We start from the raw sequence: 18,391 nt of genomic DNA, 5'->3' as shown, positions 1-18,391 counted from the left end.
TTCGTGCGATGACGCGATCGGGTGCGTTCTGTCCGCGCTGTGGTGATCCTCTCGAGAAAGATCCGCGCAATCGGCCGGGAAGCGAGGCCCGCGATCCGGATAGTGCGCTCTGTGATAGCTGTTACTTCGAGCAGTTCGACCTCGTGGACGCGCCCGACCGGATCGAGGTACGGGTCTGTTCACAGTGTGGGGCCGTCCACCGGGGCAACCGCTGGGTCGACGTAGGTGCCGAGGATTACACCGATGTCGCCGTCGACGTCACCAGCGAGGCCCTGGGCGTCCATATCGAGGCGACGGACGTTTCCTGGCAGGTCGCGCCCGAACAGGTCGATCGCAACACGATCCGCATGCACTGTACGTTCACGGGCGTCGTTCGGGGAACAGCCCTCTCGGAGGAAGTTATCGTCCCGGTAAAGATTTCTCGGGAGACCTGCAAGCGGTGTGGCCGCATCGCCGGGGGCTCCTTTGCCAGTACCGTCCAGATCCGGGCTGTCGATCGGACGCCGACCGACGAGGAGGAGGAACGCGCCGAGGCGATCGCCCGAGAGATCGTCGCCGAGATGGAAGCGACGGGTGATCGTGAGGCGTTCGTCACCGATGTCGGCTCGGTCGATGGCGGGCTGAACATCAAAGTCTCGACGACGAAGATCGGCCAGAAGATCGCCCAGCGCCTCGTCTCGGAGTTTGGCGGCTCGTTTTCGGATTCCGAGCGACTCATCACCGAAGACGAGGACGGCGAGAAGGTCTACCGGGTCACCTACGCGGTCCGACTGCCGCCCTACGCGCCGGGCGAGATTATCGATCCCGAGGACGGCGATGGCCCCGTCCTGGTCCGGAGTGTCCAGAGTAACCTCAAGGGGACGCGACTGAAGACCGGCAGAGACTACGAAGCGGGTTTCGAGGACGGTGACGCGCCGGACGCGACGCGACTGGGCGACCGGAGCGATAGCGTCCGAACGACCCTCGTCGCAATCGAGGACGAAAACGCCGTCCAAGTACTCGATCCAGACACCTACGAGACGAAGTCGATCCCGCGGCCGGACTACCTCGAGGAGGGTAGCGACGAAGTCCCTGTGTTGAAATCGAGAGCCGGATTGCACGTGCTGCCGAGGGACGAAAATGAGTGAGCCGCCGAAAGACAGTGGCCACACGGACAGTGGCGACGATCCGAACGCGGATACCGCGATCGAGGCCGTCAGTGCCGAGGGTGATCTGGCCGTCGTCGTCGAGCGGCCCCGTGCCCAGCAGGCGATCGACGCCCTGCAGGAGGCAGGCGTCTACGACAGCGATCGGCACGTTCGGGCCGACGGCGACGGCGGGGTCTCGATCCCGGTGACGACAGTCCCCAAAGCAGTCGACTTTCGCGAGGTCGTCCGGCAAGTCGGCGACCCCCGATTGCGGACACTGCCCGATCACCTGCGAGAGCGTGGCTGGACTGACACGGAGATTACCCAGGCACCGTCGTCGTGGGCCGTGATCGGCAGCGTCGTCCTCGTCGACAGCGGGGACGCGCCTCGCCCACACGAACTCGGCGAGGCGTTACTATCGATCCACGGCGAGGCCGACACCGTTCTCGATCGCGGTGGCATCGCCGGTGAGCATCGCGAGCCCGATGTCGAGGTGATCGCTGGCGAGGGCGATACAGAAACGATCCACACAGAACACGGCACGCGTTACGCGCTCGATCTCAGCGAGGTTATGTTCTCGCCCGGCAACAAGGAGGAACGCGCTCGGATGGGGCGCGTCGTCGAGCAAAGCGAGACGACGGATCGAGCGAGCGCCAAAGCCGCAAGCAGCGATGTCGAGGGCGACGCGGACGAGTCAGTGCTGGACATGTTCGCCGGGATCGGCTACTTCACGCTCCCGATGGCCCGGGCGGGCGCGGACGTGACGGCCGTCGAGCGTAATCCCACGGCCTTCCAGTACTTACTCGAGAACGCGCGCCTCAACGACGTGACCGATCACGTGCGGCCCTACCGAGCGGATTGTCGGGACGTCGTCGAGCGGGTCGATGCCGAGCGTGTGGTCATGGGTTACTACGACGCCTACGAGTATCTCGACGCCGCACTCGAGGCACTCGAACCCGGTGGAGTCGTCCACCTCCACGAAGCCACACCACAGCGCCTGGTCTTCGAACGACCGATCGAGCGCCTGCGAACGGCCGCATCCGAGCGTGGTCGGACCGTCGAGATTCTCGACACCAACGAGATAAAGACCTACAGCGAAGGAGTCGCCCACGTCGTGATCGACGCACGGGTAGACTGACGCGCCGGCGGCGAGGATAACACCTTTCTCCGCGGAGTCACGACTGGCGGGTATGGATCGCCAGCAGATGCTCGCAGTATTCCTCGTCGTGTTGATGATCGGATCGTCGGTCGGCTACGCTGCCATCAGCATCATCTAAAAAGTGGTGCCGCTGTCGCTCGAACGTTACTCGTCGATTCGCTCTAGCAGCGTCGCGACGTACGTCCGGAGGTTGTCCTCGATTTCGTCGATCGTTTCGACGACTTCCTCGTGGGAGAGCGGGTCGCCGACGACCCCGGCGGCGTAGTTCGTGATGGTGGACATCCCAACGACGTCCATCCCCACCTGATTGGCGACGATCGTCTCGGGCACCGTCGACATGCCGACGGCGTCCGCACCGAGGGTGTCGAGCATCTCGATCTCGGCCGGCGTCTCGTAGCTCGGCCCCATCATGCCCGCATAGACGCCACCGTCGTAGATGGTCAAGTCGGATTCATCAGCCAGGTCCCGAGCCTCCGCGAGCAGGTCCGGGCTGTAGGCGTTGGTCATGTCCGGGAACATCGGTCCGTCGCCCAGTCCCGCCCGGCCGAGCAGTGGGTTGGTCCCCATCATGTTGAGATGATCCTCGATGAGCATGATGTCGCCGGGCTCGAAGTCAGCGTTGACCCCGCCGGCGGCGTTCGTGATGACGAGCCGTTCACAGCCGAGTTCACCGAGCGTCTGGATCGGGGCCACGATCGGTGCCATGTCACCGGACTCATAATAGTGGACGCGGCCGTCCATCGCCAGAACGTCGACGTCGCCAACCGTCCCGACGACGAACCGGCCCACGTGGCCTTCGACGGTCGAAGCTTCGAGCGTCGGGACTTCCTCGTAGGGGATCGACAGCGCGATATCCATCTCTGCGGTCATACCGCCGAGCCCGGACCCGAGCACCATCGCAGTGTCGGGGGTCGAGAGGTCGTTTTCCGCAAGCTGTTCTCGGAGGTAGTCGTCGGGTGTCGTCATACGTTCTTTTTATACCGGATTAGTATAAAAAGGGTGTGATCGTGCCGACGGCTCTCACGGTCTGTTCGTGGCCCTCACTCGGTGTCCCAGACGTCCGCGACAGGGTTCGATCCCGACCGGGAATTGCGTCGCGAGCGGCGGGACCCGCTCGAACCCGATCGGCCGCCCCCACCACTCGAACCGTTGACGCCCAGGCCAGACAGTGCCGCGTCGGGATCGGGGTCTGGCAGAGTGGGATGTCCCATGCGGTCGACCTGCTCTTGGAACCAGCCGGGCATGTCGCTGCGAGCGCGCTCGAAGAGATCCAGCAGACTCGAGTCCGCCAGGTACGTCGCCCCATGATCGTCGGGGGCACGGATGATCCGTCCGCAAGCTTGGATCACCGTCCGGAGAGCGGTCCGGTAGTACCAGGCCCAGGCCCCGTCTTCGAGTCGGCGGGCGACGCGAGAATCACGCGTGTTCGGATACGGCGCTTTACAGAGTAGTTGCCACCGGCAGAGATCGCCTTCGAGATCCAGCGCTTCCTCCATTTTCACCGAGAGGAACACTTCGGGGTCGTCGCTACGCTTCCAGGCAGCGAGTTGGCCGTCCCGGTCCTCGCTGTCGTGGCTGCGCACCCGTCGGTCCACGCCGAGAGAGTCGAGGTGGTCGGCCAGCTCGTTTTGGATCGCATAGGAGTGACAGTGGACGAGGCCCTTCTCCTTGGGGTGGCGCCCCATGAGGGCGAGGAGGGTCTCGGCGACCATCGGAGTCGTCGTCTCGCGGTGCTCGTAGGTCATCTTGCCCTGCGTGACGTCGAACAACGGACGGTTCTCGACCGGGAACGTGTGATCGAGCGAGACCAGCGCCACGCGGTCGGGATCTAAGCCGACACTGGCACAGAAGGCCTCCTTGTTCAGGATCGTCGCCGAAAGCAGCGCAAACTTGTTCCCGCGGTCCCAGACGGTGTGAGTCAGGTACCGCTCCGGATTGAGGGGCTTGATCGTGACGCGAGTTCCCTCACCGTCCGGCTGATCGAGGACCCAGGTGGTCGGACTCTCAGGGTCGCGATACTCCTCGCGAAACCACGACAGATCCGACTGCAGCTCCGTGAGTCGATCGCGTTCCTGGGCCTCGTCGGGATCGAGTTCGGCCTGTGAGCGGAGGTCAGTCAGGCGTCGATCACACGTCCGGGCCAGGCCCGCAGCGTAGTCGGCTGCCGTGTCGAGATCGTCGATCGCCGGCGGCGGTCGCTCGTCGAACACCGGCACTGTGTCGGGCGACAACTCGATACTGGCGTACATTTCGGCCCACTCACCCAGGCCGTGGGCCTCGTCGATGACGACGACATCACGCGTGCCAAAGACATCCGAGCCGGCCGTCTGCATGAAATACGCGAGGGTCATCGCCGCGATCGACTGATTGGCAGCGATCTCTCGGTCCGAGAAGTACGGACACCGGTGTTTGACCTCGCAGTTGAACTCCCGCTCGCGGACGCACGGCGCACCGTTGACGGGTGTGTCGGTCTCACCCGGCAGGATGCACTTGTAGTTTGACTTGCCACGAACGATCGCCAGATCCGAGAGCAGCGAATCGGCGGCAACGTCGTCTAGTTGAGACACCTGCGGGGTCGTGTAGTAGGCACCGATCGCCTCAGTTGCGCTGGCTTGGCTGCCCGGCCGGGCACAGCCAGCGATCGCGCGGGCAAGTAGCGACTTGCCGCTGCCGGTGGGCGCGCGAACGAGGACGACATCCTTGCCGCTGTCGAAGGCGTCGCGAATACGATCGAGCGCAGCGGCCTGATTACCCCGGTATTCGGGAGCAGGGAACGCATCGACGATGCGAGACGGATCCACGATAGTGGCCAACCCATGATCGCGGTTAACCCTACCGATCGGCACGCACGCGGACCTGATCTGTGTGCCGCGGTCTCAGTGGCCTCACGCATCGAAGGCCAACTGTAAGCTAGCCGGCTCCAAAAGTTTCACTTCTGTGGGGGTTGAGGAGATAGATATGTGGCGACGTCGAGACGTGCTCCGAAGCGTTGGCGTGGCCAGCGTCGCGGCTACGCCACTGCTGGCTGGCTGTCTCGACGAGGGCCTGTCGGGAGTGATGGGGACGAACACACTCTCGTGGGTCCCATCACCGGAGACACTGGGGACGATCGAGCAGTTCAACCTCTTGCTGATGACGCCGACGGCACTGAAGCGATCCAACGCCGTCGCCCCGGACGTTCAAAACGGGTTCGCTGCGAGCATTGCCCGCGCTGTCGACGTCCTCGGGATGTCGTTTACGGATCTATCCGGGGTCTATCGGATCGGTCACTTCGCTGCTGTTCTCGAACACACCAGTACAGCTGAGCGAGCTGCAGAGAAGCTCCGCGCTGCGGGCTTCCAGGCGACGGGCGAGTACGACGGCTACAGCCTGTACGTCTCTCCAGACGAGAGTACGCACGTCGCGGTGTCGGACGAAGCGATCCTGTTCGGACCCGGTGTTGTTGACGGTGCGGGTATCGTCGAGACAGTGATCGACGCAAAAGACGGCGATCGATCCCGCTATCGGGCGGTAGACGATACGTTCGCCGATCTGATGAAGGTGCTGGGCGATGGTGATATCATCGTCGGCCAGACGGGCGGGGGGAGGGTCCCACTGACGAACGTTCAGGCGACCGGCGCAGCTTGGCGGTTCAACGAGCAGCTGGCGAAGGTCACCTTCGGGTTCGTCTTCCCGCCAGGTTCGAACGTGCCGACCGACGAAATCGACCGGCTGGCTACCGCCGGGCCACTCTCCGAATACGACGGCGTCGACGTCGGACATCGAGGGCGCGTCGGCGTGGTCACAGCGACGATATCGACACTCACACAGGACACGTTGACCCCACTCCCCGCGCTCGAACGGGCCGTGCGAACGACACCCGCGGTACGCTTCGAGGTGACCGACGGTCCCGACAAGCGGGCAGCCACGATCGTACACGCCGGTGGCGATGCGATCCCGGGAACGCGGCTCTATCTGTGCGGGGAGGGGTTCCGGACTGACGAGTCACTCGATCAAGACGAGCCAGGCCGCTGGGCCGGCGAAACGTCGGGATCGATGGGTGCAGTCGCGCCTGGGGATACGGTCACGGTAGCCCTCGAGGCCGGGGCGACGGTAGAACTCACGTACCACCCCGTCTGTGAGCGCGCGGGCCGGACACTCGCAACCTTCGAAGTCTGAGAGGAACCAACTACTCGCCGTGTCACCGGGGGCCGACGATTTTTGAGCCCGTGTTACCCACCTACATGCATGGAGGTCGACTGCGAGGGGTGTGCCGGCTGTTGTATCGATTGGCGCCCACTCGCCGATGGGGCGCTCGAACACGAACGTCGCGGGCCGTACGAGCCACTCGACGACGCCTACAACCTGGTCTCGCTCCGTCGCGAGGAAATCCGGCGGTTCGTCGAGGGAGGGCAAGGAGACGCGTTGACGCCGCGCTTGTGGACGGGAGACGGCGATAGCGTCACTGTCGGCGGCGTCGAGCTGGCCGCGATCGACAGACGACCGACGTTCTTGATCGGGCTTCGACACGTCCCCAAGCCGGTCGGGCCGTTCGGAGCGGAGCCGACCTGGCTGTCGACGTGTGTATTCCTCGATCCCGACTCCCTCCAGTGTCGGATCCACGACGCCGAAAGCTATCCCGAGACGTGCCAGACGTATCCCGGGTCGAATCTGCTGCTTGGGGCCGAAACCGAGTGCGAGCGGGTCGAACGCGAACACGGCGGCCATCGGTTACTGGACACCGAAGCACCGCCGGACGCCGAGCCGATGTTGGGACCGGGAGCGGTAGGGACCCGCGTGTTCGCTCACCCGGAGCCGGACCGCATCGAGGCAGCCGTGGCTCGGATCCGTGACGGCGAAGCGACGGCCCGAGATCGGGCCGAGTTCGTGGCTGTCGCCGCGGCGGCGAGTCCGGGGACTGTCGAAATCGAGGAAAGCTATTACGAACGGACGCGTGAGCGGATCCAGACCACCGACTCCTGGGTTGGAGGCGCCATCGACGACTGGCAACGACGGGCACGTACCGAGACGGCCGATCCGGCTCTGGCCGAATCGATCGAAGCGCCACGTGGAGCACCGCAGCCGGCTGGCTGGGAAGGGACTACCGAATGATCGTCGGGGATATCCCGCCGACGCTGGGCCACAGCGAACGAGACTCGATCAGTCGGACTGGATCTCCTTGTACGTCTCGAGGAGCTCTTCCGTCGAGTCATCGGTCTCGTACTCGACGCTCCCGTGGTAGACAGTCCGGTCGTCGTCGAAACTGGCATCGACCGAACTGTTCTTTCGCTCACGGCGCTCGTGTTCCTCATCGTCGTAAGAGCCCATCGACATTGTGTACCACACCGAACATTCACGATATTCCCTCATCAATGTAACGGTTGCCACGACATTCAATAGCACGCATGGCTCGGGACACCGGGGCACGGAGTCGCCACAAACCCTTTGCGGCCACCGGTCGGAGAGTGACCAATGACCGATATCCATCCCGACCAGCGGGTCGGCGTACTGGCGGATTCCCAGAATCTCTATCACACGGCTCAGAGCCTGTACTCCCAGAACATCGATTACGAATCGCTCCTCTCGGCAGCGGTCGCAGACCGGCGGCTGACGCGAGCGATCGCGTACGTCATTCGGGCCAACGCCGACGACGAACAGCGGTTCTTCGAAGCACTGATCGACATCGGCTTCGAGACGAAGATCAAGGATCTCAAAACGTTCGCGGACGGCTCGAAGAAGGCCGATTGGGACGTCGGAATGAGTCTCGACGCGGTGTCGCTGGCCCCGCACGTCGATACACTCGTTCTCTGTACCGGGGACGGTGACTTCTCGCGGCTGGTCTCACACGTCAGACACGAGGGCGTCAAAGTGGAAGTGTTCGCATTCGGCGAATCGACTTCCGAGGAGTTGATCGACCGTGCGGAGTCGTTCACCGACCTCAGCGAGGACACGGATCGGTTCCTGCTGTGAGTGGGCTCGCCTAGACTGGCCGGCCTTGGGCTGCCGTTCCGACGAGGAGTGCGCCCGCGGCCAGACCCAGAGCGGCCGGTGCGCCAGCCACGGCCGGAACGATATCGGACACACCACCGGCGAGCATGACAGCGCTCGAAACGACCAGTAACACGAACCCGAGGAGTTGTTTCTGTGAGTCGACAGCCATACTCACCGGTATCACCCCCGGCCGCATAAATCGAGCACTACCCGGTCTCGCTTGCCGTGGCTGATAGCAGCGGTTAAACCGTCGCGTCGACAACGAACGGACCATGACCGAATGGCGTCGCCTCTCGCGGATCGCCGAGTATCAGTTCGGCAGCGGTGCCGGTGAAGCACTGTTTGCCGATCGGGAAGCGCTGTCTGTCTCCCGGTCGAAATCGGGCCGGCCACGCCAAATTCATGGCCCCGACGGACGGCTCGTCACCCTGGGTCTCGATGGCCGGTTCACGCTTGGCTACGCTGGGGGGCAGCGACTCACGGCCGCGCTTGCCGAGCCACGCAATCGCGTCGTCGTCGGCGAGGAGAGCGATCCGTACGTCCGTGATGGTCGCAATGCCTTCGCGAAGTTCGTCACTGACGCGGACCCGTCGATCCGCGAGGACGACGAGGTACTCGTCGTCCGGGCGGACGATCAGTTGCTCGCGGTCGGGCGAGCGGAACTGCCGGCAACGGCGATGGCGGACTTCGAGACCGGGATGGCTGTCGCCGTCCGGGACGGGGCCGACGACTGACACCGAGAGAGAAGCGAACCTGACGTCGCCAGGCTTTTTATTACGCATAGCGGACGCCAGTGTATGTTTGGAGGAGGCGGCGGCGGTCTGAATCCGCAGAAGATGAAGCAGATGATGGAACAGATGGGAATCGACATGGAAGACATCGATGCCGAGGAGGTCATCATCAAAACGCCCGACGGCGATCTTGTCTTCGACGACGCCGAGGTCCAACTGATGGAGGCACAAGGCCAGAAGACCTACCAGATCGTCGGCGAACCCGAGCGCCGTGACGGTGGCGCGAGCGAGGACGCCGACACGGCAGCCGACGACGCTGAGGCAGGGATCCCGCAGGCTGACGTCGATATCGTCGTCCAGCGAGCCGGCGTCGACGAAGCGACGGCCCGCCAAGCCCTCGAAGAAGCTGACGGCGACCTCGCGGCAGCGGTCGCCAACCTCGAGTGAGCGTCCTGCTCGTCGGGGAGGGACGAGAGTACCTCCGCGAACGTGGCGAGACCTTAGAGACCGATCTGGGGGTGCTGGAAATCCCGGCGGACGCCCAGCCAGGAGACACCTTGGAGACCCATCTCGGCACCGCCTTCGACGTGCGGGCACTGCGCGGCCCGGATCTGTTCGAGCACTTCGAGCGGACCGGCGCGCCGATGATGCCCCGGGATGTGGGCCTGATTGTCGGCCACACCGGCGTCGCTGGCGGCGATCGTGTCCTCGACGTCGGCACGGGCACGGGCGTGCTCGCCGGATACATGGGCCGCATGGGCGCGTCGGTCGTTACCTACGAACAGGACGGCGAGTTTGCCGAGGTGGCCCGCGAGAACATGGCGCTGGCTGGGGTTAGCGAGGCCGTCGACGTGCGGACGGGCGATGGGACCGAACAGCTGGACGAACTCCGGGACGATGCCCCATTCGACGTGTTGACGCTCGATACGGGAGACGCCCCGGAACTTGTCGAGCATGCCCCAGACCTGTTGGCCGACGGCGGTTTCGTGGCGGTCTATTCGCCGTTCGTCGAGAGCTCTAAGGCAGTCGTCGAGACAGCTCGCGAGGTCGGGCTGTCAGAAATCGAGACCTTGGAGACGATCCAGCGAGAGATGGACTTCGATTCGCGTGGGTCGCGACCGTCGACGGCCGGCGTCGGGCATACGGGGTATCTGACGTTCGCGCGACTGGTTTGAGCCTGCCCCAGCCCGAGCCGAAATCAATTCCTCGGGGCCGTCCGTGGAACGCGGCATGCCCGAGCGATTGTACACCGATCACCCGGAACTGTACGACGCCATCCAGTCCGAGTGGGACTACGACAGGGACGTCTCCTTCGTCACTGACGTGATCGATCGCTTCGATGTCGACGGGGAGCGACTGCTGGAGATCGGCTGTGGGACCGGCGAGCACACGAGGCGGTTCGCCGCCGCGGGATTCGATGTGACGGCGATCGACAAGTACGACGGGATGCTCAAGGTCGCCCGGGAGAAATACGAGGTCGACTTCCGACAGGAAACACTCCCCGATCTCACCGTGGATGGCGCCTTCGACGCGATCGTCATGATCCGGGGCGTCGTCAATCACCTCGTTCCCGACGATCTCCAGCCCGCTATCGACGCCATCGAGACACGCCTCGCGTCCGATGGAATCCTCGTTTTCGACAATTCGCCGCTCCCACCCGACGGGAACCACCCGGCCCTCGATGTGGGGACGACAGAACACGGTGATTATGCACGCCTCTCACAGCACGTCGCCTGTGATGGGCGACTCGACTGGCGATCGATGACAGTGACGCCCGACGGCGAGTTTTTCGTCGATTCGCGCCCCATGACGCCGTTCGAGGACGCCACGATCGCCGAGGCCCTCCGCGAAGCGGGCCTCACCGTCGAAACCGTCGGTGGCTATGGCCCGGAAGACGACCGGACCGTGTTCGTCTGTACGCGAGCGTGAGGATAGCGGGACAGTCTGCGGATCGGAGTAGCCAGCTATTAACGCTCGCGGCGCGTGACTTCGTTCAAGAATGCAGCAGTATCTCGATCTCGTCGAACACGTTTTGACGGAGGGGACGTACAAGCCCAACCGGACCGGTGTGGACACGCTCTCGGCCTTTGGATACAGCTACGAAGTCGACCTCCAGGAGGGCTATCCCCTGCTCACGACCAAGCAGATGGACGGCTTTCGCTGGAACTCGATGCTCCACGAGGTGCTGTGGTACCTTTCGGGCGAAGAACACATTCGCAATCTCCGCGAGGAGACGGGAATCTGGAACGACTGGGCCGACGAGGACGGCCACCTCGATACAGCCTACGGGCGCTTCTGGCGACGGTACCCCATTCCCGAGGGCGATGACCGACTCCCCGGCGAGTCTTGGCCCGACGACAGCCACCGCTGGGTCACCGACGAGGGAACCTTCGACCAGTTACAGTACGTCATGGACCAACTTCAGGAGAACCCCCAGTCCCGCCGGCTCGTCGTCAACGCCTGGCATCCCGCGAACGCGGCGGTGAGCACGCTTCCGCCGTGTCACTACACCTTCGTCTTCAACGTCCAGGGCGACCAGTTGAACGTCCATCTCACCCAGCGCTCGGGCGACGTGGCGCTGGGCATCCCGTTCAACATCGCCGCCTACGCGCTGCTGGCTCACGTCGTCGCCGATCGGACTGGCTTCGAGGTCGGCCGGTTCTCTCACACGGTCGTCGACGCCCACATCTACTGTGGCGGTGGCGAGCGCGGCCAGTGGTACCGGGACAACCGCACAGAACTGCGCGAGCGCGTCCAGGCGGTCGAAGACCGGAGCGAGTACGGTGCCGTCAAAGACTGGATCGAGGCGGAAGCGCCACCCGAACCCGGTGCGGAGCACGCCGATCACGTGCCAAACCTGCTGGAGCAACTGACTCGCGAGCCCCGCGAGCGGCCGACCATCGACGTCGCCAAAAAACCACTCCCGGACCTCGAATTCGAGGACATCCAGCTTCGGGGCTACGAGTCGGCACCGGGGCTCGAATTTGCTGTCGCGGAGTGACCGATGGTGGACGAAACATCAGACAAGCGCGGACGCGATACTCAACTCGTCATCCTGGCCGCCGTCGCCGAGAACGGGGTCATCGGCAGTGACGGGGAGATCCCGTGGTACTACCCGGAGGACTTGGCCCACTTCAAGGAGACGACGATGGGCAAACCCGTGATCATGGGCCGGCGGACCTACGAGTCCATCGCCGAGCGACTAGACGGGCCACTTCCCGGACGGACGAATATCGTCCTCTCACGGTCCGGATTTGTGCCGGACGACACAGGCCCGGATGAAGATACGAGTGTCCGGATCGCCGCAGACATCGACACGGCGATCGACGTCGCGGCTGAAACCGGGTCGAATGTCGCCTACGTCGCCGGCGGAACGACAGTGTACGAGCAGTTCCTCCCGGTGGCTGACCGGATGCTCATCACCGAGGTCCCGGAGACGCCGGCGGGTGACGCGTATTTCCCCGAATGGGAACAGGAAGCCTGGACGGTCCGCGACCGGCGGCGGACCGAGGAACTAGCGTTCGTGACCTACGAGCGAGCGGCCCCAGAAGACCTGAATCAGGGAACGTCGTAAGTCGCGAGCACGGCAGACGCGTCGCTTTCGGGCGATTCCCAGACGATACGGACTGTATCCCCACGTTCGAGCCCCGTGACAGTGATCTCGTCACCGGCGGCGATCTCGCCGTCGGATCCCGAGGTCGTCCACTCACCGGCACTGCCGGGACTCTGTATTTCGACTTCCGATCGGGGAACCATATCACCACCCGTGTGAGTGATCGTCACCGCTCCCGTCTCGTCCGATTCGAACTCGAACTGTACCTGTGGTGGTGCTGTCCCTCGCTGCTGGGTGTCACCCATGCCGATGACGAACGACCCGGCAATTGCGCCAAACAGCATCAGCAGAATGCCCAGAACCGAGATTACGCCACGCTTCTCATCAGAGCTGATCCCGTGCATCGTGTCCATTCGGTGAACGAACGGCCGACGTATTAACTCTCGTGGCTGTTCGTTCCTGCGACGTCACGCGTTCACCTGGCGGATCAACGCTCGCAACTCTTCGTGACTCCCTTCCGGATCGTAATCCACGTCCGGAATCGATAGCGCCTCAGCTAGCGATTCCGTCGGATACAACCCACCGGCGAGAAGCATCGCGTCGTCGTTCCAGATACCGATCCAGCCTTCCATGGGCACCTCACACTGGTCGTTATCCGTTTCGACCGGGAGCGTTGCGTCGTAGCGTGTCACTTTCGCCTGCGCGCCGGAGTCGGTCTCGATACGCTCGTCGTCGCCTTGTTCGACGTCGGTCAGTCCTTCGTCGCGGAGTTGGTCGGCGAACTCCTCGCAGGCAGCACTGCGGACCTTTGGCAGGGCCATCGCGGGGCCGAACGCGGGGGGCAGCGACGGGCTGAAGGTCAGTCGCGTCGCGTAGAACAGCCGCCAGAGGTGATCCGGCCCACCACCAGCCCGAACGCGCTCACGGAGCCCATCGTCCTCGAATCGCCGTTCGTGTGCGTGGACGGTGACGCCCATGACGCGGGCCCGGACCTCGAGGCGCTCGTCGCGAAGCGCCCAGCCACTGTTCTCGAGGCGCTCTAGTGGAACCGTCGGATACTGCGCGTCGACGTCTGATGTTTCCTCAGACACGGGTCAATGGTCGTCTTCGCGCCACTTGTGGTCGCACTCGGTGCAGGTGAAAAACCGGGTTTCGGACTCGTCTGCGGCCCGGATCTGTTTCATCTCCCAGAACGCCCGATCGTTGCCACATTCCGGGCAGTGGGCGTCTGTCGAGGGGCGGGCGTCCTCTTCGCTCTCGCTGAGGTCGACAATTTCGCCTTCCTGCTGGCCTTGGGTCGTGACCATGCCATCTTCCGTGTCCTGTTTGCGGGTCTTCTCGGCACCGCAACTGCCACAGACCCACCGATCACCCTCGGTTTTCATCATCGAGCCGCAGTCGTCGCAAAATTCCATGTCCGGCGTATGCCAACAGACGGACTTAAGCTTCGGGATTCGATACGACCCGAGAGGGACCCTACCACGATAGATACCGTTTTACTGCCTCGTTTGCAATCCCGAAGTACCATGCGTATCGCACCGTCGATCCTCGCGGCCGACTTCGCCGATCTGTCCGGCGCGGTCGAAGCAGTCGATTCAGTCGAACTGTTGCACTTAGACGTCATGGACGGCCACTTCGTGCCGAACATCTCCTTTGGGCCGCCGGTCATCGAATCGCTCCGGTCTCGGACGGACGTCTATTTCGACACCCACCTCATGATCGAACAGCCCGATCGCTACGTCGACGCGTTCGCGACGGCCGGTGCCGACAGGCTGACTGTCCACGCCGAAGCCTGTGAGGACACGGCGGCCGTCGTCGACCAGATCCACGACGCCGATCTGGACGCCGGCGTCGCGATCAATCCAGACACGCCGGTCGAGACGATCGAGCCCCTCCTTGACGACATCGACCTGGCGCTGGTGATGACCGTCCAACCCGGATTCGGGGGGCAGTCGTTCATGCACGAAACCGTCGAGAAAGTCGAGCGACTGGCCGCACTCAGCGACGTCGAGATCGAAGTCGACGGTGGCGTCGACAGCGAGACGGGGCCAGAATGTGCCACCGCGGGGGCCGATACTTTCGTCATCGGCTCGTCACTGTTCGGCCGCGAAGACGTCCCGGCAGCGCTGGCGGAACTGCGCGCGGCGATCGGCATCGACGCCGAGTGAGCAGTCTTCCGGGGGCGTCGTATACAGGAGCGTCAGAAACTGATTATTCTGCCAGTGCGTCAGCGATGGGTTTGGCAGCGCTGACCTGACTGATCGAGCGGTCGATCGTGTCGGTCGCGTACAGCGACTGGACACCAGCCCGGTGGAGTCTACTGAGCGCGTTTTCGACGAGCAGGGGTGGATACAGGTGACGTAGACGCGACCGGTATCCTGGTTGTCGAGGATGTTGACTGCCTCGCTCATCGTCCCGCCGGTCGCGATCATGTCGTCGACGAGGACGACATCGCTGCCCGAGAAGTCCTTGCCTTCGGCCGTCATCTCGACTTCCGTCGCAGAGTGACGAATCTTCTCGAAGTTCTCGACGTGGCCGTCGCCGTAGGTGTCCCGGACGGAGTTTGCGAGCCATTCAGCGTCCTCGTCGGGACCGAGAAAGACAGGATCGGCGAGGTCCGCCGGCAGGGGTTCGGCCAGCTGCGGGGCGGCGTCGATGGGTGCCGAGGGTACGTCGAAGTACTCCAGTACGGAGATGTTGTGCGGGTTGACCGAGTAGACTCGGTCGGTGCTGGCGTTGATGGCGCGTGCGACCGCCCGTGCCGAGATGGCTTGCCCCGGCTCGAACAGCTTGTCCTGGCGGGCGTACCCGAGATAGGGGATCACCGTCACAACCTCGGCTGGCTCGAAAGCGTTGGCTCGCTCCTGGAGTTCCATCAGTTCGAGATGGGCACGCGCAGTGGTCGTCGAGCCGACCACGACGATCCGGTCGTCGTCCTCGACGGTCACGCCGTCGCCCGTCACAGCCGTCCCGTCGTCCTCGAGGTCGACCAGCGGTTCGCCCAGCTCGTCCGAGACACCCGTCGCGATCGCCTGCGCAGTCGACGTACCCGTGATCATGTATCTGACCCTTGTCCGGAGGGGCAATAAGACATTTCGGTTCGACCCGTCGACCAGCGGTTTTGCCGACTGTCCCGTAGAAACCGTTTTGTCCCTCACCCGGGAAGCCCGGGCGTATGAGGTTGCCCTATCCACATTTCCAGGTCAACTACAAGCTCTATCCGGGCACGGGCGGGTCCGATGGTCTCGAACTCGCGGGGATGATCGAACGGATCGCCACCGAGACCGGCGGGACGTTCGTCCTCACGCCCCAGCTCCCCGACGTACGCCTGCTGGCACGGGAGACGGAGCTACCGGTCATCGCCCCAGCGGTCGATCCCGTCGATCCAGGACGCGGCATGGGGAAAATCCTCCCGGAGACGCTTTCGGATGGGGGCGCAGTCGGCGCCGTGATCAACCACGCCGAGAACCGCGATACGATCGCGGACATCCAGCGGAAAGTCGAGCGCTGTCGAGACGCGGGGCTCGATGCGATCGTCTGTGTCGACAGCGTCGAAGCCGGCCGCGCCGTTGCCCCGTTCGACCCCGACCAATTCCTCTTCGAGCGTCCCGATGACATCGGGGGGCAAGCCCCGATCACGCAGACTCACCCGGAACGGGTCAAGGCGTTTCTCGACATGCGGGACGCAAACGCCCCCGAGACGGCCGTCCGGATCGGCGGTGGGATCACATCCGCCACGGACGTTAGCCGCGCTTTCGATCTGGGCGTTGATGCGGTCGGCGCGGCGTCGGCGATCGCGACCGCCGAGAACCCTGGTTCGGTCCTCCGAGCGATCGGAGCGGCCGTGGCCGAACAGTGAACCGGCGTGCCGGAGGCCGTCGCAGTCGAGCGGGCACGTTAAGGCCGGCCCGCTCGAAAATCCAGCCCGATTATGTCGATCCCGACCACCACGCTCCCGAGCGGCGACGAGCTACCAGTCGTCGGCAAAGGAACCTACGAGTTAGAGAGCGATGCGGTCAAAACGCCGGTCGAAACCGCCCTCGAGACTGGGTATACCCACGTCGATACCGCCGAGGGATACATGAACGAGGCATCTCTGGGCGAGGTCCTCACCGACCACGACCGTGGTGATATCTTCCTCACCTCGAAAGTCCTCCCCAAACATCTCAACTACGAGTCGGTGATCGAGGCAGCGAAGTCGACGCTGGCCGACCTGGGGACGGACTATCTGGACCTGTACCTGATTCACTGGCCGAACCCGGCGATCTCCGTCCGAGAGACGATGGACGCGATGGCGACGTTGAAATCACAGGGGCTCGTCCGCAATGTCGGCGTTTCGAACTTCGATCGGTATCAACTCAGCGCGGCCCAGCACGTCAGCTCGGTGCCGATCGCCGTCAACCAGATCGAGTTTCACCCCTACTTCCAGCGGCCCGACCTTGTCGAGTACTGCCGAGACAACGATATCGTCATCGAGGCTGCGGCCCCCCTCGCCCGGACCGACGTGCTCGACGACCCGACGATTCAAGAACTCGCCGAGAAATACGAGCGGACGCCCGCCCAGATCGTGCTTCGGTGGGCAGTCGAGAAAGACGTCGTCGTCTTGCCGCGTTCGAAATCTCGGGAACACATCGAGGAAAACATCGCTCTCTTCGAGTTCGAACTCGAAGCGGCCGATCACGCCCGTATCGACGACCTCGACCGTGACGAGCCAGTCTACGACGACCGAGCCCGCTCCTGGGACGACGACGTCTGGGGCATGGCAGAGTGAGCAGCCACTGGGCACAGATTCCCTCCCAATCACGCCGATTTCGACGAAGCCAAAGCGCGCGCCGCCGTCCGCTCCGTTGAGTACTTCCACAGCCCGGCCGTAAGCGTCGGCGATCGTCTCGACGGCGACGTCACTCTCGCGTTCGAGCATATCGGCGACCAGCGCCGCCAGACTCGAATCGTCAGCGTCCAAAACGTTTCTCGGTGCCGATTCGTCTGCCACCACAGGCGACAGTGCGTTAGTGGCACCCAGTAAAAAGACCGTGCGAGACCCTCGCCTATATGCCGGGATCGGAAACCCGACACGATCGATATACGGGAGTCAGATCAGCGGATCATCGGACGGTCGAGAAAACGGCACAGCAAGCCGAGACGGCAACAGAGAGTCAGACGGGTCTACTTCAGGGCGGGACTCTCGCGGTCGCCCCAGTCGTCGAGGAAGGCCTCGAGGCCGCTGTCGGTGCGGGGGTGATCGAACATCGCGTCGGCGACATCCGGCGGCAGCGTCACGATATCCGAGCCCGCCTTGGCGACCGCTTGGACGTGGCGGGGGTTCCGGATCGAGGCTGCGAGGATGTCGGTCTCGAAGCCGTAGTTGTCGTAGACAGTCCGAATGTCCTCGATGAGGCCGACGCCGTCGTGGCCGTTGTCGTCTAGCCGGCCGATGAACGGCGAGACCATCGTCGCGCCGTTCTTCGCAGCGATCAACGCCTGGTTGACCGAGAACACCAGCGTGATGTTGGTCTGGACGCCTTCCGCCGTCAGCGTCTGCAAGGCCATCATGCCGTCGCGGGTCATCGGCAACTTGACGGCGATATTGTCGCCCCAGGTATCGTATTCTCGGGCTTCTTCGAGCATGCCTTCATAGTCCGTGGCGATCACTTCGACGCTGATCGGCCCGTCGACGAACTCGTCGAGCTCGTCGATGATGTCACGGTACTGGCGATCGGTCGAAGACACCAGCGACGGGTTCGTCGTTACCCCGTCGACCAGTCCCAGCTCGTCGGCTTCTCGTACCTCGTCAACGAACGCCGAATCGATGTACGTACGCATAGGTATCCTTTATTAGGCGACTGCCACA

At 63.7% G+C, this 18,391-nt stretch carries 22 protein-coding genes and 1 pseudogene; 14 read left to right on the top strand and 9 right to left on the bottom strand.

Features of this window, described 5'->3' with window-relative positions; translation table 11 throughout:
• The first annotated feature begins 8 nt into the window (after positions 1-8).
• Together Hrd1104_RS02650 and Hrd1104_RS02645 are read left to right on the top strand one after the other, a co-directional pair.
• Positions 9-1,127, top strand: a complete 1,119-nt coding sequence (locus Hrd1104_RS02650) for a 60S ribosomal export protein NMD3 (RefSeq protein ID WP_154551292.1) — start codon at positions 9-11, stop codon at positions 1,125-1,127.
• Positions 1,120-2,265, top strand: a complete 1,146-nt coding sequence (locus tag Hrd1104_RS02645) for a class I SAM-dependent methyltransferase family protein (protein ID WP_154551291.1) — start codon at positions 1,120-1,122, stop codon at positions 2,263-2,265. Before Hrd1104_RS02650 ends, Hrd1104_RS02645 begins: the two co-directional genes overlap by 8 nt.
• A gap of 165 nt (positions 2,266-2,430) precedes the next feature.
• On the opposite strand, the gene Hrd1104_RS02640 is transcribed toward Hrd1104_RS02645, so the two are convergent.
• Positions 2,431-3,252, bottom strand: a complete 822-nt coding sequence (locus Hrd1104_RS02640; protein WP_154551290.1) for a purine-nucleoside phosphorylase — start codon at positions 3,250-3,252, stop codon at positions 2,431-2,433.
• Between the two features lie 74 nt (positions 3,253-3,326).
• Positions 3,327-5,087 carry a helicase C-terminal domain-containing protein gene (locus Hrd1104_RS02635; protein WP_154551289.1) on the bottom strand — a complete coding sequence of 587 codons (1,761 nt, stop codon included), beginning with the start codon at positions 5,085-5,087 and terminating at the stop codon, positions 3,327-3,329.
• Between the two features lie 157 nt (positions 5,088-5,244).
• Here Hrd1104_RS02635 and Hrd1104_RS02630 point away from each other — a divergent pair, with 157 nt between their 5' ends.
• Both Hrd1104_RS02630 and Hrd1104_RS02625 read left to right on the top strand, forming a co-directional pair.
• On the top strand, positions 5,245-6,444 hold the full coding sequence (locus tag Hrd1104_RS02630) for a hypothetical protein (RefSeq protein WP_154551288.1): 1,200 nt from the start codon (positions 5,245-5,247) through the stop codon (positions 6,442-6,444).
• 69 nt (positions 6,445-6,513) lie between these two features.
• Entirely contained in the window at positions 6,514-7,377 is an 864-nt protein-coding gene (locus tag Hrd1104_RS02625) for a YkgJ family cysteine cluster protein (RefSeq protein ID WP_154551287.1), read from the top strand.
• Between the two features lie 48 nt (positions 7,378-7,425).
• Here Hrd1104_RS02625 and Hrd1104_RS13015 read toward each other — a convergent pair whose 3' ends face one another.
• Positions 7,426-7,599 (bottom strand): DUF5786 family protein, encoded by a 174-nt coding sequence (locus Hrd1104_RS13015; RefSeq protein ID WP_195837616.1) that lies wholly within the window; start codon positions 7,597-7,599, stop codon positions 7,426-7,428.
• A gap of 138 nt (positions 7,600-7,737) precedes the next feature.
• Here Hrd1104_RS13015 and Hrd1104_RS02620 point away from each other — a divergent pair, with 138 nt between their 5' ends.
• A complete protein-coding gene (locus Hrd1104_RS02620; protein ID WP_154551286.1) occupies positions 7,738-8,235 on the top strand; it encodes an NYN domain-containing protein in 498 nt (165 codons plus the stop codon).
• A 10-nt stretch (positions 8,236-8,245) separates the two neighbouring features.
• Here the strand turns inward: Hrd1104_RS02620 and Hrd1104_RS02615 are convergent, their stop codons facing one another.
• Positions 8,246-8,425 (bottom strand): hypothetical protein, encoded by a 180-nt coding sequence (locus Hrd1104_RS02615; protein WP_154551285.1) that lies wholly within the window; start codon positions 8,423-8,425, stop codon positions 8,246-8,248.
• A gap of 103 nt (positions 8,426-8,528) precedes the next feature.
• Here Hrd1104_RS02615 and Hrd1104_RS02610 point away from each other — a divergent pair, with 103 nt between their 5' ends.
• The 6 genes from Hrd1104_RS02610 (at position 8,529) to Hrd1104_RS02585 (ending at position 12,561) form a co-directional block, all read left to right on the top strand.
• A complete protein-coding gene (locus Hrd1104_RS02610; RefSeq protein ID WP_154551284.1) occupies positions 8,529-8,990 on the top strand; it encodes a PUA domain-containing protein in 462 nt (153 codons plus the stop codon).
• Positions 8,991-9,053: 63 nt separating this feature from the next.
• Positions 9,054-9,434, top strand: a complete 381-nt coding sequence (locus Hrd1104_RS02605) for a nascent polypeptide-associated complex protein (RefSeq protein WP_154551283.1) — start codon at positions 9,054-9,056, stop codon at positions 9,432-9,434.
• The gene (locus Hrd1104_RS02600; RefSeq protein WP_154551282.1) at positions 9,431-10,162 is read left to right on the top strand and encodes a methyltransferase domain-containing protein; all 732 of its coding nucleotides are present in this window, start codon (positions 9,431-9,433) and stop codon (positions 10,160-10,162) included. The genes Hrd1104_RS02605 and Hrd1104_RS02600 overlap by 4 nt, the downstream gene beginning before the upstream one ends.
• A gap of 55 nt (positions 10,163-10,217) precedes the next feature.
• Positions 10,218-10,916 (top strand): bifunctional 2-polyprenyl-6-hydroxyphenol methylase/3-demethylubiquinol 3-O-methyltransferase UbiG, encoded by a 699-nt coding sequence (locus Hrd1104_RS02595; RefSeq protein ID WP_154551281.1) that lies wholly within the window; start codon positions 10,218-10,220, stop codon positions 10,914-10,916.
• Positions 10,917-10,986: 70 nt separating this feature from the next.
• Complete coding sequence (thyA, locus tag Hrd1104_RS02590; RefSeq protein WP_154551280.1) at positions 10,987-11,988, top strand: thymidylate synthase; 1,002 nt, start codon at positions 10,987-10,989, stop codon at positions 11,986-11,988.
• 6 nt (positions 11,989-11,994) lie between these two features.
• On the top strand, positions 11,995-12,561 hold the full coding sequence (locus Hrd1104_RS02585) for a dihydrofolate reductase (RefSeq protein ID WP_370454816.1): 567 nt from the start codon (positions 11,995-11,997) through the stop codon (positions 12,559-12,561).
• On the opposite strand, the gene Hrd1104_RS02580 is transcribed toward Hrd1104_RS02585, so the two are convergent.
• Genes Hrd1104_RS02580 through Hrd1104_RS02570 form a run of 3 tightly spaced genes read right to left on the bottom strand, consistent with a single transcriptional unit; the run spans position 12,546 to position 13,955 of the window.
• Positions 12,546-12,953, bottom strand: a complete 408-nt coding sequence (locus Hrd1104_RS02580) for a type IV pilin (RefSeq protein ID WP_229770515.1) — start codon at positions 12,951-12,953, stop codon at positions 12,546-12,548. The two genes, Hrd1104_RS02585 and Hrd1104_RS02580, sit on opposite strands and share 16 nt — an antisense overlap.
• Positions 12,954-13,007: 54 nt before the next feature.
• Positions 13,008-13,631: a hypothetical protein gene (locus Hrd1104_RS02575; RefSeq protein ID WP_154551278.1), complete on the bottom strand. Its 624-nt coding sequence runs from the start codon at positions 13,629-13,631 to the stop codon at positions 13,008-13,010.
• 3 nt (positions 13,632-13,634) lie between these two features.
• On the bottom strand, positions 13,635-13,955 hold the full coding sequence (locus tag Hrd1104_RS02570; RefSeq protein WP_154551277.1) for a transcription factor S: 321 nt from the start codon (positions 13,953-13,955) through the stop codon (positions 13,635-13,637).
• A gap of 111 nt (positions 13,956-14,066) precedes the next feature.
• On the opposite strand from Hrd1104_RS02570, the gene rpe reads away from it, so the two are divergent.
• On the top strand, positions 14,067-14,708 hold the full coding sequence (rpe, locus tag Hrd1104_RS02565) for a ribulose-phosphate 3-epimerase (protein WP_154551276.1): 642 nt from the start codon (positions 14,067-14,069) through the stop codon (positions 14,706-14,708).
• A gap of 43 nt (positions 14,709-14,751) precedes the next feature.
• On the opposite strand, the pseudogene prs reads toward rpe, so the two are convergent.
• Positions 14,752-15,599: pseudogene (prs, locus tag Hrd1104_RS02560) on the bottom strand (ribose-phosphate diphosphokinase).
• A 116-nt stretch (positions 15,600-15,715) separates the two neighbouring features.
• Here prs and Hrd1104_RS02555 point away from each other — a divergent pair.
• Together Hrd1104_RS02555 and Hrd1104_RS02550 are read left to right on the top strand one after the other, a co-directional pair.
• A complete protein-coding gene (locus Hrd1104_RS02555) occupies positions 15,716-16,399 on the top strand; it encodes a triose-phosphate isomerase (protein ID WP_154551275.1) in 684 nt (227 codons plus the stop codon).
• Positions 16,400-16,471: 72 nt separating this feature from the next.
• Entirely contained in the window at positions 16,472-17,311 is an 840-nt protein-coding gene (locus Hrd1104_RS02550) for an aldo/keto reductase (protein ID WP_154551274.1), read from the top strand.
• A 395-nt stretch (positions 17,312-17,706) separates the two neighbouring features.
• On the opposite strand, the gene fsa is transcribed toward Hrd1104_RS02550, so the two are convergent.
• Positions 17,707-18,363: a fructose-6-phosphate aldolase gene (fsa, locus tag Hrd1104_RS02545; protein ID WP_154551273.1), complete on the bottom strand. Its 657-nt coding sequence runs from the start codon at positions 18,361-18,363 to the stop codon at positions 17,707-17,709.
• Positions 18,364-18,391 lie beyond the last annotated feature (28 nt).

The sequence above is a fragment of the Halorhabdus sp. CBA1104 genome, assembly GCF_009690625.1.
Lineage (GTDB): Archaea > Halobacteriota > Halobacteria > Halobacteriales > Haloarculaceae > Halorhabdus.
This window is presented reverse-complemented; position numbering and strand designations above follow the sequence as displayed.